Raw genomic sequence first — 12,568 nt, 5'->3', positions numbered from 1 at the left:
ACGCAACCGTCCAATTGGGTGAGTTCGGTACACGGGAGCCGGGGCGCACTCTCCCGAGCGAGGTGACTCAGCGCTCGAACAGTCCTCTGAGGTCGTCGGCCGTGAGGGCACTCGACAACAGGTTGCCGTCGTCGACGACCCGGGCGAAGAGGTCTCGCTTCTTGTCCTGGAGCGCGACCACCTTCTCCTCGATGGTGTCGGTGGACACCAGCCGATAGACGTTGACCGACTTCGTCTGGCCAATGCGGTGGGCCCGGTCGATCGCCTGGTTCTCGGCCGCAGGGTTCCACCACGGGTCGAGCACGAAGACGTAGTCCGCCTCGGTGAGGGTGAGTCCGAAGCCACCTGCCTTGAGGGAGATGAGGAACACCGGCGCATCCCCCTCGCGGAAGGCCTTGACGACCGCAGCGCGATCGCGGGTGGACCCGTCGAGGTAGGCGTACGCAATGCCCTCCTCCTCGAGCCGCGCCCGCGCCACCGCGAGGAATCCGGTGAACTGGCTGAAGACGAGCGCGCGGTGACCCTCCGCGGCGAGCTCGGTGATCTGCTCGACGAGTGCCTCGACCTTGGCGCTCGGGGCAACCCCGCCGTAGGTCTCGGCGTCGACGAGCGCCGGGTCGAGGGCCATCTGGCGCAGCACCGTCAGCGCCCGAAGGATGGCGATCCGATTGCCGTCGAGGTCGTCGATCAGCCCCAGCAGGCGCTGGCGTTCGCGGGCCAGGTGTCGGTCATAGATCGCACGGTGCTTGGGGTGCAGGGCAACGTGAAGGACCTGCTCCTGCTTGGGCGGCAGGTCCGAGGCCACCATGTCCTTGGTGCGACGCAGCATGAGCGGCCGGATGCGTCGACGCAGGGTCGCGAGCAGCTCCGGCGACGACCCGGTCTCGATCGGCTTGGCCCATTGCTCCTTGAACATCGCGGGCCTCGGGTGCAGACCCGGCGCGACGATCGACAGCAAGGACCACAGGTCCATGAGCGAGTTCTCGAGCGGAGTGCCTGTGAGCGCGAAGGTGACGCGGGCGGGCAGCCGGCGCATCGCGGCATACGTCTTCGCCTGGTGGTTCTTGACGAACTGCGCCTCGTCGAGGACGGCGGCGGACCAGCGCACCGTCCGGAACTCCTCGGCATCGATGCGCGCGACGGCATAGGTCGTGACGACGAGGTCGGCACCCTCGATGGCCTCGTCGATGGCGAGCTTGGCCTTCCCGCGAGTCCGGTCGAGGACGACGACGGACAGGTCGGGGGCAAACCGCTCCACCTCACCGGCCCACGTCGCCAGCACCGAGGTGGGCGCGACGATGAGCATCGGGTCGGTGAGCTCTCCGCGCTCCTTGGCCCGCAGCGCGGTGGCGATGACCTGGAGCGTCTTGCCGAGTCCCATGTCGTCGGCGAGCACCCCACCGAGGCCGAGATCCCAGAGGAGCGAGAGCCACTGAAACCCCTCCTCCTGATAGGGGCGCAGCGTCGCCTTGAGCGAACTGGGCACCTCGGCGGGCGGCGGAGTGTGCGCCGTATCGATGCCGAGCAGCGCATTGACCGCCTGCTGCCAACGCCCGGACTGCTCCTCGACGACACCGATCTCGACGAGTTCGTCCCAGAGCCCGGCGTGGAGCACCGACAGGCGCAGCGGGTCAGAAGGCTTGTCCTGCAGCGCTCGTGCCTCCTCGACGAGCGCTCGAAGTCGCTGCAACTCGGGGTGGTCGAGGGTGAACCACGCACCGTCCGGGAGCAGCAGCCGCTCCTCGTCCCGAGCCAACGCCGTCACCAGGTCGGCGAGCGGAACTTGGTGCGAGCCGACGGTCACCGTGATCTGCAGGTCGAACCAGTCGTTGCCCTCCGTGGACTCGGACGTCCCGACCGCGATCCGCGGTGCGTCCGTGACTTCGGTGTATGCCGTCCGCGCACCCACGATGTCGACCTCGACGTCGTCATGGGCCTCGAGGGCGGGGAGAAGCTCGGCGAAGGCAACGGTGTCAAAGCCGGTGAGTGACACCGTGTCTCGCAGGTGCCAGCCCGTGCGGGTGTAGTCCCACAGCGCCGGCAGCTCGCCCCGGTCGGGCACGGACGCGAGGAGTTGGGCCTCGCGCGCCGAGTCGCGGAAAGCCCCGGGGTCACGGAAGGCCACCTGCTCACGGGTGATGGGGACAGTGACCGGGGTGTCGCGTGGTCCGTAGCGGAAGGACCACGTCAGGTGGACAGCGTGCTTCTTGGCGAAGCGCACGGCCAGATGCAGACGTGGGGGTGCCACCTCGGGCAACTCGAGGCCGTCATGCGTGCGCACCGTGGCCCGGCGCTGCAGGACCGGGAGCTTCTCGAGCGCGAACGTCGCCCAGTCCTCGCCGGGGATGGTGAAGGGGCCACGCTCGACGACTCGGGCGGCCGCGAGGTCGACATCGGGTCCGAACCCGCCGAGCCTCAGGTCGCGCCCCTCCTGACGGAACCAGCCAGTGGGTGGGTCGCCCACCACGACGACGTCACCCTCGCCCTCGGGCAGATCGAGGCTGGGCACAGCGCGGACGTCGCCGCCCTTGCGCGGGTGCAGGTCGAGGACGAAGTGGCCGGGCTCCTCGACGAGGTGGACGTCACCCCCACCCGAGGACTGCGACAGCAGCACGACACCCGCGTCACGGGCCCGCACGAGCAGTTCGACCCAGCCGCGCCCCACGAGGCCCAGTGGGATCGAGGCGGGCATCCGGCCGTAGCTCGCCATCCGGCTGCCGCGTCGGTGGGCGTCGGCGATGGCGGTGAGCGCGTCGAGCGCCTTGCCGTCGACGGAGTACGCGTAGGGAGAGGAGTAGTAGCCACCTGCGACGGCCTCCCACGAGATCCCCGTCTTGATCCAGCGCCCCGGCACCGCGCCCGGAACCATGGGGCGCAGCTGGACGGTCGGGCCGGTCGGCTCCATCCAGCGCTGCGCCCGACGAGGCTCATCGACGTCGAGGAGGAGGCCGACGAGTCCCGTCTCGACCTCGGGCTCGGGCACGTCGAGGAGCTCCCCGAGCGCGTCACGCCACGACGCGGCAGTCCCGGATGAGGTGCCCTGCGACTGGTCGGTCCGCCACGGCTTCTGGGTCCGCAGGGCGAGCACAAGGGCCGCAGCGTGCTTGCAGTCGACGCCGACCGGGCAGGTGCAGTCGGTGTCGAGCCACCGCGCCCCTGCCTCCTGCTCGACCGACACTTCGGTGCGATAGATGGCGGCGCCGCTGCCGATGACCCGGGCGGCCGCCCGGGTGCCCTCGTCGGCGGTGATGATGCTCGTGACCCGCCCGGCGCGGGAGTAGTCGACACCCCGCGCCAAGGTCAGCGGGTCGAAGGCTCGCGAGAGCTCTCCGTCGGTGAATTCGTCGAGTGAGTGAGAGGCACGATCCATCCCCGGGCTCACCTCCTTCGTCCGCGCGAGCCGACGACTACGGTATGCCGTCCCGCTGACACGCCGTACCCGTTATCCACAGCCCCCGCTCATCTCTCCCCCTCATCCGACTTTGTGCCCCACTGGGACACGCGGAGGTGGCCTTCGGCCGCCGAGCGTGTCCCAGTGGGGCACAAAGTCGCGTCAGTCGTCGCTGGGAAGCTTCCCGCCGGGGAAGGTCGACCGCAGCTCGTCCTTCGTGGGTGTCCGATGCTCCTTGGCCTCGGGCGGGAGCAGGTCGGAGATGGCCGACATGATCCGCTTCGTGTCCGCAGCAGGCGAGCGGTACTTCAACTCGACCGGTTCGCCGATACGGATCTGCACCTCGGGTGGATCGGAGAGGTTGAGGAGGTTCGGCAGGGTCGACGACCGCGGCCAGACCTTCTCGGTCCCCCACAGTCCGACTGGAATGACCGGCGCCCTGCTGGCGGCGGCGAGCCGCGCTGCACCCGTCTTGCCCCTGAGTTCTGGGTCGAAGAAGGCCTCGCCACGAGGGATCGTCCCCTCGGGCAGGATGCCGACCATCTCGCCGCCTTCGAGTGCGAGGGCAGCCATGTCGTAGGACTCGGCGCCTCCCTCGACCCGGTCGACCCGGATACCTCCGGCCGCAGAGAAGAACGACCCCACGAGGGGGATGTCGAACAGTTCCTTCTTGCCGAGGAAACGCACGGCACGCCCGGACCGGCGCACCACCTGGGCCATGGCGACGAGGTCGAAGTAGCTGCGGTGGTTGGCCACGAGGATGACCGGCCCGTGGCGCGGGATGTTCTCGACACCTTCGAGGGTGAAACGCGCCGCCGGGAAGAAGGTCGATCGCAGCGCCTCGAGCGCGATCCGCTGCAACTCGACACCCACCACGGGGATCTTGAGCACACCCGGCGACACGTCGAAGTGCACGATCGGCCAACGGCGCGCCACGGCATACATGGTCAGTCGTGGATCGGGGTTGACGGCGGCAGGTGACCCGACGGCCTCGAGGAGCGGCAGGTCGAAGATCGAGTCCGAGTAGGCGAAAGACTCCGCGAGGTTGATGTCGTGCTGTGCAGCGAAGTGCTTGACGGCCGTGAGCTTGCCGGTCGACCAGACGAACGGGCCACGGATCGACCCGTCGAAGCGGCCGTCCTCCTTGGTGCCGTAGCGCGTCGCGACGACGTGGTCGATACCGATCCTGTCGGCGAGCGGCTTGATGAGGTGCTCCGGCGTCGTGGTCGCCATGACGACGGGGCGCCCCTCGGCCTTGTGCTGCTCGATGAGGGCGAGGGCAAAGGGGTGGACCAGTTCCGCGATGACCTCGGCCGCCTTGGCCGCGGCCTGATCGAAGCTGTTCTTGTCCTTGCCACGCGCCACGAGCGTCGCCTGGCGGGCGAGGAAGATCGACGGGATGTTCTCGCCGAGCAGGTCGAACGCCTTGAACAGCAGACCCTGGCCGGGCACCGACCGCGGCACCAGCCCGAACTCGGCCATCGCCTCGGACAGGTGCGGCCCGGAGCCACCTTGGAGAAGGGTGCGGTCGAGGTCGAAGAAGGCGGCACCGGACATGGCCTCCACCCTATTGGCGGAGGGACGGCTGCATAGGCTGATGGCCATGACGACGGCGTTCGTGCTCGGCGGTGGCGGCGTGCTCGGCACGACCCAGGTGGGGATGCTGCGCGCGCTCGCCGAGAAGGGTGTCCGCCCGGACCTCGTGGTCGGCACCAGCATCGGCGCGCTCAACGGCGTCTTCGTCGCGGCCGACCCGTCCGTCGACGGCATTCGTGCCCTCGGCGAGGTATGGGAGGCGGTCGGCGCGAGCGGGGTTTTCCTCGAGAACCCCATGCGCTCGGCCGCGCGACTGGCACGCTTCCGAACCCACCTGCTCTCTAGCGCGCCCCTGCGCGACATCGTCGACACACACCTGCCGGTCGACACCTTCGAGCAGCTGGCCGTCGAGTTCCAGTGCGTCGCCGCCTGCATCGAGACCGCCGGTTCGGGGTGGTTCTCTTCGGGCGACCTCGTCGACCCGGTCGTGGCGTCGTGCACGGTCCCGGGGCTCTTCCCACCCGTGGAGATCGACGGGTGGCACTACCTCGACGGCGGACTCGTCCACTCGATCCCCGTGGGTCGCGCGGTCGACTTGGGAGCGGACCGGATCTTCGTCCTCCAAGTGGGCCGGGTCGAGCAGCCGCTGGCCCCGCCTCGTCGGCCGTGGGAGGTCGGGGTCGTGGCGTTCGAGATCGCCCGGCGACACCGCTACGTCCACGAGATGGAGTCGATCCCCGAGGGCGTCGAGGTGCACGTCCTACCCAGCGGTGCGCCCGAGACGCCGTCGGTCGCGTTGGGCTACGGGCGCACCTCGCGGTTGCGGGCCAGGACAACGCAGGCGTATGCCGCGTCCACCGCCTACCTCGACGACCTCACCTGACGTTGACACGCCCCGAGTTTCCCGCCGGGAGTGGGTTGCTCGGAGTGGGCAGGGCTTCCTTGGTGCTGCGAACTCCGATGTTCCCGCCCGAAGTGGGTGTGTCGAGGCTGGCCCGACGGGTGCTCGTGGCGAGGAGCGCGGTGCCGATGATGGTGACGGTTTCCACGTAGGCCGGGTGGGCCCAGTCCGTCGCGAACACCGCGAGCGCCACGGTCACCCCGATGGCCGGCAGGATCGCGAGCAGGATCCGTGACCCCACACCTGTCTCGGGACGCTTGACGAGGCTGAGCCCCAGCCCGAGCGCGGCCAGGAACTGGAGCCCGAACGCGACGCCGATGACGGGACCGCCGAGCGTCATCAGGGAGTCGCGCAGGGGCACGATCCCGGCAAGGAGGAAGCCCAACGCCAGCGGCACGAAGGCCGCGAACAACAGCCAGCCGAAGATCGAGGCGGCTCGGTTGGCATGGATCCGCTGACGTTCGGCGCGCAGCACGGCCAGCCCGCCGGCATACGCAAGTCCGTGGATCACGTCGCCGAGGGCGACGATCCACGTCGGCCCATCGTCCGCGAAGACCGAGTACTCGCCGGTCAGGCCATGTGTCACGGCGTCGTTGAGAGCGATGGCACTGAGTCCGAGTGCCGCCAGAAGCGCGAAGGTGTGGTGCTTGGCGAACTGCATGATTCCTCCTGTGGTCAAAGGGTTTCGACCAACGCGCGCCGGGCGCTGTCGGTATCGGGCCGATGGGTCGGGGTGCGCGTGGCGAGGAGGGCGATCCCCATGAGGGTGACGGCCTCGACGTATGCCGGGTGCGCCCAGTTCGACGTCCACGCCGCGAGCGCGGCGGTGAGGCCGATGGTCGGGACGATCCCGAGCAGGATTCGCGAGCCGATGCGGGTCTCTGGGTGCTTGACGAGGCTGAGCCCGAGTCCGATCGCCGCGAGGAACTGCAGTCCGAACGCGAGGCCGAAGACGACCTCCCCACGCGACTGGACGACCTCCGTCACCGCCGGGATGGCGATGAGGAGATAGCCGACGGCGAGCGGGATGAACGCGACGAACAGGAGCCAGCCGAAAACAGCAGCGGCTCGGTTGGTGTGGATCCGCCGTCGCTCCGCGTGGAGCACCGCCAGGGCGCCGGTATAGGCGACGACGTGGACCACGCCGGCCAGGATCTGGGCCCATCGGGGACCGGTGTCGACGAAGACCGACGAGTGTCCGGTCAGCCCCCAAGTGGCCGCGTCGTAGAGCGCGAGTGCACTGAGCACGACTGCGCCGGCCAGTGCGTATCGGTGATGCGTTCCGAGTTGCATGACTCCCCCTTCGGTGGTCACGGTGGTGATGCCGTCGACGCTAGGAGCGGGGGGTTGTCAGGCGCGTCGCCCGTGGAGCACCGACCCGTCGCCGCGGGGACGACTCCGCCGTACTCCGCAAGGAGGATCCGCGCGGCTCGTGCGCGTGGGACATTCGATGTATGCCGCGACGTCCGGATCTCGTTGATCTCGCGATCGCGTGCGTCGCCTTTGCATTCGCGCTCGTGACGAGTCCGCATGACGGCACCTATGTCGGCACCGTGCTCTTCGGGACGATCGTGGGAACCGTCCTGGGCCTGCTCCTGCGCCTCGGCGTCCAGACGGCCCGTGGTGCCTTGGCCCAGGACAGGAAGGCACGGGAGCTCGGGGACATCGACCCCGGCGAGGCTGCGCGGGTCGCGGTCGTGCAGGAGCGGGCACGACTCTCGTCCGACGTCGAGGCGTGCATCCGGGGATCGCTCCACCGGGTGGCCGGCGAAGTCGCGGCGTGGAGAGACGGGGATGACCCACGGCCTCGGGCCCGCCGAATCCAGGCGCATGCGCGCGAGGCGAGTTCAGAACTGCGTCGCCAACTGGGGTTGTTGCGAGCCGACGAAGCCACGGACACCGGTGAACCCGCCCGCGCAGCCGGGTCAGCCGATGAGGGAGCGAATGTGGCTCGACCGCAGCGCGCGCTCGAGCGGCGCGACCTGCTCCTGGGCGGAGCGGTCGGGGCACTGGCGGCTGTCGAGACCGTGACGATCGCCCGGAGTGAGATGCCGGAGGCCGTGGGACCCCTGCCCCTCGCCCTGACCGTCCTCGCCGCCGCGACACTGGCGGGCTGGCGCGCTGCGGCGTCGTGGGCGGCACTCCTGTGCGCGTGTGTGTTCGCGGTCGCGTGGGCTCTTCCAGACGTTCAGGTCCTGTCCGGGGGCTGGATGATGGTCACGCTGGGAGGGCTCATGTGGACCCTCGGTGCCGCGCGATGGACCCCACGCACAGTCGCCCCCGCGCTCGTCCTGGCCATCGTCGCGAGTGGGTCGCGGCTGGCGGAGGATCGGGACAACGCCGGCATCCTCATCGTGACCCTCGTCCTTGCGTGGTCCATCGGTGCCGTCGTCGGGTGGAACCGGAGGCGACACCTCCAGGCGTCCACGAGAGCCGCGACGCTGCAGTCGGCGATCGACGTGGCCCGCGAGAAGGCATTGCGGTCCGAACGCCTCGCGACCGCACGCGAGCTCCACGACGTGGTCTCCCACGCGGTGGGGGTCATCGCGACCCAGGCCGCTGCGGCCGAGGTGTCCTGGCCAGCCGATCCGACGGCGTCGAAGCAGGCTCTGTCCACCGTCTCCGACGCGGTCGAACGCGCGCTGGCCGAGCTCGATCGAGCACCTGGCCCGGACTCCGTGCGGTCAGGACGGCCCGCGGCTCTCCCGGACTCGCCGCCGGTCGAGGGGCTGCCCGTGGTGTCCCACGATCTCGGAGCCCTCGTCGGCCGACTGCGCGCAGCCGGAATGTCCGTCGGACTCGATGCAGAGCCTGTCCCACAGCGTCTGGAGCCGATCGTCTATCGGATCGTGCAGGAATGCCTGACCAACGCCGCCCGTCATGCCCCGGGCGCTGCCGTTGATGTCCGCGTTCGCACGCAGGCGAACAACGTCGACGTGCGCGTCACTGACGACGGACCAGGACCGTCGCGCGGCTCGGCAGGGAGCGGGTTCGGCCTGACCGGGCTCCGGGAGCGGGCCGCGCTCCTCGGGGGCACTGTGCGGACGCTGGGGTCGCCCGGCGGGGGCTTCGTCGTCGAGGCGCGCCTGCCCGTGCGCGAGGAGGTCGACGCATGACCCGTGTCCTCGTCGTCGACGACAACGAACTCATCCGCACCGGCCTCGTCACCGTCATCAACAGCGACCCGGATCTCGAGGTGGTCGGGCAGGCCTCGTCGGGGCCGGAGGGAGTGTCGCTTGCCCGACGCGATCACCCCGACGTCGTCCTCATGGACATCGAGATGCCCGGCGGGGACGGCATCTCCGCGACGGCGACCCTGGCGGCAGCGGCCGACGGGCCACGGGTCCTCATCCTGACGATGTTCGACCTGGACGAGTACGTCGTCGAGGGCCTCCGAGCCGGCGCCTCCGGCTTCCTCATCAAGACCACTCCCCCTGCCGAACTCATCGCCGCTGTGAAGGCCTGTGCCGCAGGCCAATTGACGGTCGGTCCGACGGTCATGGAGCGACTCGTCGGCTCGTACACCCACCGCGGCACGCCCGAGTCCCACCCGGGTCTCGCCCGCCTCACCGAACGTGAGACCGACGTCCTCCTCGCGATGTCGAAGGGCCTGTCCAACGCCGAGATCGGTGGGGAGCTCTGGATGGCCGAGACAACCGTGAAGACCCACGTCGCCCGGATCCTCGCCAAACTCCAGGTGCGCGACCGCGTCCAGGCCGTCGTGCTCGCCCACCGCCACGGCCTCGCCGACTCCGAGTAGTCGCGTCCGACATTCCCCGCCGGAAGTGGGTTTCTCGAGGTGGCGAGAGCTTCCTTGGTGCTGCGAAGACCGAGGTTCCGAAGCGGAGTCGGGGAGCGGACGGCATACAGTCGCGTCATGGGACTGGCCGGAATCCCCCCGCCGCCGAAGTACGCACGACGAGCCCTCGCCGTCGTGTGGCCCGTCGGGGCCGCCGCGATCACGGGACTCGCGACTCCGGTCATCGTCGCGGGCGCATTCCACTCGTTCGTCGACAAGCGCGCGCGGCTGTTCCGTGTCAGTGTCCTCGGCGTGGGGCTCGTGTGGGTCGACGTGCGGATGCTCCTGGAGACCTGGCGGCTCTCGCTCAAGAACCCGCACCGCGAGGGGCCGGAGTGGGAGGACGACCACGAGGCGGTGTTTCTCGCCGGGCTGAACCGGGCGATGATCCTGGCGAAGCAGTGGGTTGGCTTCGAGGTGAAGCTCGACGGTCGGATGCACTTCGGTTCGGAGACGGCCCCGCTCGTGGCCTTCGCTCGGCACGCCGGTCCGGGAGACTCGCTGGCCCTGGCCTGGCTGCTCGGCCACACGGCCGGTCGCATGCCCAAGATCGTTCTCGCAGAAGCACTTCGGTGGGATCCGACGGTGGACGCGCTGCTGACGCGGATGCGCTCCTACTTCGTGCCGTCGCGCACGGGGGCGGGCGATGACCGGGTCGCCGGTGTGCGCGAACTGGCACGGGGACTCAAGGACGACGACGTGCTGCTGCTCTTCCCCGAGGGTCAGAACTTCTCACAGGGGCGTCGCCGTCGGCTGATCGACCGGCTGCGCGAGGCCGGACACGAGTTGCGCGCCCGACGGGCGATCTCACTGTGGAATGTCCTGCCGCCCAAAACCCGCGGTGTCATCGCGGTCCTCGATGAACGACCCGACGCCGACGTGATGATCGTGGCGCACGCGGGCTTCGGGCAGTTGACGACACCGAAGGAGATCTGGGGCGCCATCCCGTTCACGGACCGTCCGTTCCTCGTCCAAACGCGCACGTATGCCGCCGGGTCCATTCCCGATGACGCCGCAGGGATCGAGACCTGGCTGGACGACCACTGGACCGAGATCGACGAATGGGTCACCACCGTCGAGTCGTGACGTCAGGCGCCGTTCACGCCGGGGTCGGGGCGCTCGAGTCTTGCGATCCAGTAGCCGAGGTTGCTCGCGGCAAAGACGGCTGTCAGTGCGACAACCCAACTGAACCCGTCTCGCTCCAGTTTCAGCAGGGACACTGCAGCCGACGCGAACCACATCGCGATCCACATGAGTGCCCAGGCGCGAGGGTGCCGCTCGACGAAGGTCGGCGGGTCCACTCGGGGCGGATGAACAGCGCCCTCAAGCGGCGGCATCGGCTGCATGTGAGCAGAGTAGGTGTGGTTCGCGTGCGCAACCGTCCAATTGGGTGAGTTCGGTACGCGAGGTGAGCGGACGGCATACCGGATCGTTTGGGTGTCGCGTGCGCAACCGTCCAATTGGGTGAGTTCGGTACGGGGCGGGCGACGCTCAGGGGCGGCGGAGGGAGCGGAGCCACTCGCGAGCCGAGCCGAAGTCCGCGTCCGACGTGTGCTGCGCGACCTCGACGGGCGCCCCGTCCTCCCGGGGATAGGACCCGAGGAAGCGCACTTCCGCGCACACCCTCTTGAGCCCCATGAGCGCCTCGCCGACCCGCTCGTCGAGCACGTGCCCCTCGAAGTCGATGGAGAAGCAGTAGGACCCCAGCGAGTCCTTGGTCGGGCGTGACTCGAGCCTGGTCATGTTGATGCCGCGGACGGCGAACTGCTCGAGCAGTTCGAGCAGTCCACCGGCGCGGTCGTCGCGCTGGAAGAGCATGACGGTCGTCTTGTCCGCACCAGTGCGCTCCGGCAGGGTCCCCGGACGGGCGACGAGCACGAAACGCGTGACCGCCTCCGAGCGGTCGCCGATGTTCTCGGCGAGCACTTCAAGGCCGTGGTTGGCCGCCGCGATCGGGGCACACACCGCGGCGTCGTAGCCCTGCTCGACCCCGCCGTCGGCGAGTCCCGCCGCAGCAGCGGCCGTCGAGAGCGTGGGGATGTAGGCGGCGCGCGGCAGGTTCGCGTCCATCCATCCGCGGACCTGGGCCCACGCGTGCGAATGCGTACCGACCGACCGGACGTCAGCCAGCGCCACCCCCGCGGGAGCGGCCAGCACGAAGGTGATCGGCACGTTGACCTCGCCGATCACCACCAGCGGGTCACCGGAGGCAAGCGCGTCGAGCGTGGCGGACACCCCACCTTCGACGGAGTTCTCGATCGGCACCATCGCCGCGTCGATCTCGCCCAGCCGCAACGCTTCCAGCGCCGAATCCACCGATCCGTATGCCGTCTGCTCACCACCGTGGGACTCCGCCCAGGCGAGCAGGGCCATCTGGGTGAACGTGCCCTCGGGGCCGAGATAGCCGTAGCGGGTCGCGCGCGCACTCGCGGTGCTCGTCGTGGTCATTGCTGCCTTCCGGTTCGTGCCGCGCTGAGGGCCTGCTGCTCCTCGGGGGTGAGGGTCGCGTCGGAGCCGCCCCCGGCGATGCCCTTGGCATAGGTCCGGGACTCGCCGCGCGCGTGGATCGAGCTGAGCACCACGCCGTCACCGCGGTCGTCGACGATTGCGGCGCTGAAGCTCAGCCGCCCACCCATGTCGCCGAACGCGTCGTAGCGCACCACCGCCACGTGTCGCAGCGCCTGACCAATGTCCGCACGCAGGGCTTCGAGGTCACCGGCGCCGACCGGTCGCTGCCGCTCGAGGTGCTGGACGCGGGCGCGCAGGCGCAGCACGGCGACGAGGAGCGCCACGAGGATGACGATCGGGAGCGGCACGAGGACGAGGAGCACGAGCACCTCGGCTCCGCTGATCCCGAACATGACGGTCAGCGTATGCCGTCCGCCCACCTCTCGAGCGGGCTCACCGGTCCGTGGACTCGGCTTTGGGCGGCGCCGCGGGC

Annotated in this window: 11 protein-coding genes; 4 read left to right on the top strand and 7 right to left on the bottom strand. The window is 69.6% G+C overall.

The features are described 5' to 3' along the window. Positions 1-67: 67 nt before the first annotated feature. Together N802_RS14635 and N802_RS14630 are read right to left on the bottom strand one after the other, a co-directional pair. The gene (locus N802_RS14635) at positions 68-3,370 is read right to left on the bottom strand and encodes a DEAD/DEAH box helicase (protein WP_035917669.1); all 3,303 of its coding nucleotides are present in this window, start codon (positions 3,368-3,370) and stop codon (positions 68-70) included. 183 nt (positions 3,371-3,553) lie between these two features. After that, positions 3,554-4,948 carry an HAD-IB family hydrolase gene (locus N802_RS14630; protein ID WP_035917668.1) on the bottom strand — a complete coding sequence of 465 codons (1,395 nt, stop codon included), beginning with the start codon at positions 4,946-4,948 and terminating at the stop codon, positions 3,554-3,556. A gap of 46 nt (positions 4,949-4,994) precedes the next feature. Between N802_RS14630 and N802_RS14625 the strand changes: the two genes are divergently transcribed. Beyond that, positions 4,995-5,810, top strand: coding sequence for a patatin-like phospholipase family protein (locus N802_RS14625; RefSeq protein ID WP_035917717.1), 816 nt, complete (start codon positions 4,995-4,997; stop codon positions 5,808-5,810). On the opposite strand, the gene N802_RS14620 is transcribed toward N802_RS14625, so the two are convergent. Together N802_RS14620 and N802_RS14615 are read right to left on the bottom strand one after the other, a co-directional pair. Next, positions 5,803-6,489: a hypothetical protein gene (locus N802_RS14620; RefSeq protein ID WP_035917666.1), complete on the bottom strand. Its 687-nt coding sequence runs from the start codon at positions 6,487-6,489 to the stop codon at positions 5,803-5,805. The two genes, N802_RS14625 and N802_RS14620, sit on opposite strands and share 8 nt — an antisense overlap. A gap of 14 nt (positions 6,490-6,503) precedes the next feature. Beyond that, positions 6,504-7,121, bottom strand: coding sequence for a hypothetical protein (locus N802_RS14615; protein WP_035917665.1), 618 nt, complete (start codon positions 7,119-7,121; stop codon positions 6,504-6,506). Positions 7,122-7,282: 161 nt separating this feature from the next. Here N802_RS14615 and N802_RS19605 point away from each other — a divergent pair, with 161 nt between their 5' ends. From N802_RS19605 to N802_RS19600, 3 genes are all read left to right on the top strand, one after another. Continuing rightward, positions 7,283-8,944, top strand: a complete 1,662-nt coding sequence (locus N802_RS19605) for a sensor histidine kinase (protein WP_052109983.1) — start codon at positions 7,283-7,285, stop codon at positions 8,942-8,944. Further along, on the top strand, positions 8,941-9,588 hold the full coding sequence (locus tag N802_RS14605; protein WP_035917663.1) for a response regulator: 648 nt from the start codon (positions 8,941-8,943) through the stop codon (positions 9,586-9,588). The genes N802_RS19605 and N802_RS14605 overlap by 4 nt, the downstream gene beginning before the upstream one ends. A gap of 117 nt (positions 9,589-9,705) precedes the next feature. Then, entirely contained in the window at positions 9,706-10,713 is a 1,008-nt protein-coding gene (locus N802_RS19600; protein WP_052109982.1) for a 1-acyl-sn-glycerol-3-phosphate acyltransferase, read from the top strand. A 2-nt stretch (positions 10,714-10,715) separates the two neighbouring features. Here the strand turns inward: N802_RS19600 and N802_RS14595 are convergent, their stop codons facing one another. The 3 genes from N802_RS14595 to N802_RS14585 form a co-directional block, all read right to left on the bottom strand. Further along, on the bottom strand, positions 10,716-10,973 hold the full coding sequence (locus tag N802_RS14595; RefSeq protein WP_156971427.1) for a hypothetical protein: 258 nt from the start codon (positions 10,971-10,973) through the stop codon (positions 10,716-10,718). Positions 10,974-11,118: 145 nt separating this feature from the next. Then, complete coding sequence (gene pheA, locus N802_RS14590; protein ID WP_035917661.1) at positions 11,119-12,075, bottom strand: prephenate dehydratase; 957 nt, start codon at positions 12,073-12,075, stop codon at positions 11,119-11,121. Further along, positions 12,072-12,488 carry a DUF4446 family protein gene (locus N802_RS14585; protein WP_035917659.1) on the bottom strand — a complete coding sequence of 139 codons (417 nt, stop codon included), beginning with the start codon at positions 12,486-12,488 and terminating at the stop codon, positions 12,072-12,074. Before N802_RS14585 ends, pheA begins: the two co-directional genes overlap by 4 nt. Between the last annotated feature and the right edge of the window lie 80 nt (positions 12,489-12,568).

The organism is Knoellia sinensis KCTC 19936 (assembly GCF_000768705.1).
Lineage (GTDB): Bacteria > Actinomycetota > Actinomycetes > Actinomycetales > Dermatophilaceae > Knoellia > Knoellia sinensis.
This window is presented reverse-complemented; position numbering and strand designations above follow the sequence as displayed.

Coding starts and splice junctions, on each gene's coding strand:
- N802_RS14635 (WP_035917669.1), bottom strand. CDS start 3,370: ATGGATCGTGCCTCTCACTCACTCGACGAATTCACCGACGGAGAGCTC.
- N802_RS14630 (WP_035917668.1), bottom strand. CDS start 4,948: ATGTCCGGTGCCGCCTTCTTCGACCTCGACCGCACCCTTCTCCAAGGT.
- N802_RS14625 (WP_035917717.1), top strand. CDS start 4,995: ATGACGACGGCGTTCGTGCTCGGCGGTGGCGGCGTGCTCGGCACGACC.
- N802_RS14620 (WP_035917666.1), bottom strand. CDS start 6,489: ATGCAGTTCGCCAAGCACCACACCTTCGCGCTTCTGGCGGCACTCGGA.
- N802_RS14615 (WP_035917665.1), bottom strand. CDS start 7,121: ATGCAACTCGGAACGCATCACCGATACGCACTGGCCGGCGCAGTCGTG.
- N802_RS19605 (WP_052109983.1), top strand. CDS start 7,283: ATGCCGCGACGTCCGGATCTCGTTGATCTCGCGATCGCGTGCGTCGCC.
- N802_RS14605 (WP_035917663.1), top strand. CDS start 8,941: ATGACCCGTGTCCTCGTCGTCGACGACAACGAACTCATCCGCACCGGC.
- N802_RS19600 (WP_052109982.1), top strand. CDS start 9,706: ATGGGACTGGCCGGAATCCCCCCGCCGCCGAAGTACGCACGACGAGCC.
- N802_RS14595 (WP_156971427.1), bottom strand. CDS start 10,973: ATGCAGCCGATGCCGCCGCTTGAGGGCGCTGTTCATCCGCCCCGAGTG.
- pheA (WP_035917661.1), bottom strand. CDS start 12,075: ATGACCACGACGAGCACCGCGAGTGCGCGCGCGACCCGCTACGGCTAT.
- N802_RS14585 (WP_035917659.1), bottom strand. CDS start 12,488: ATGTTCGGGATCAGCGGAGCCGAGGTGCTCGTGCTCCTCGTCCTCGTG.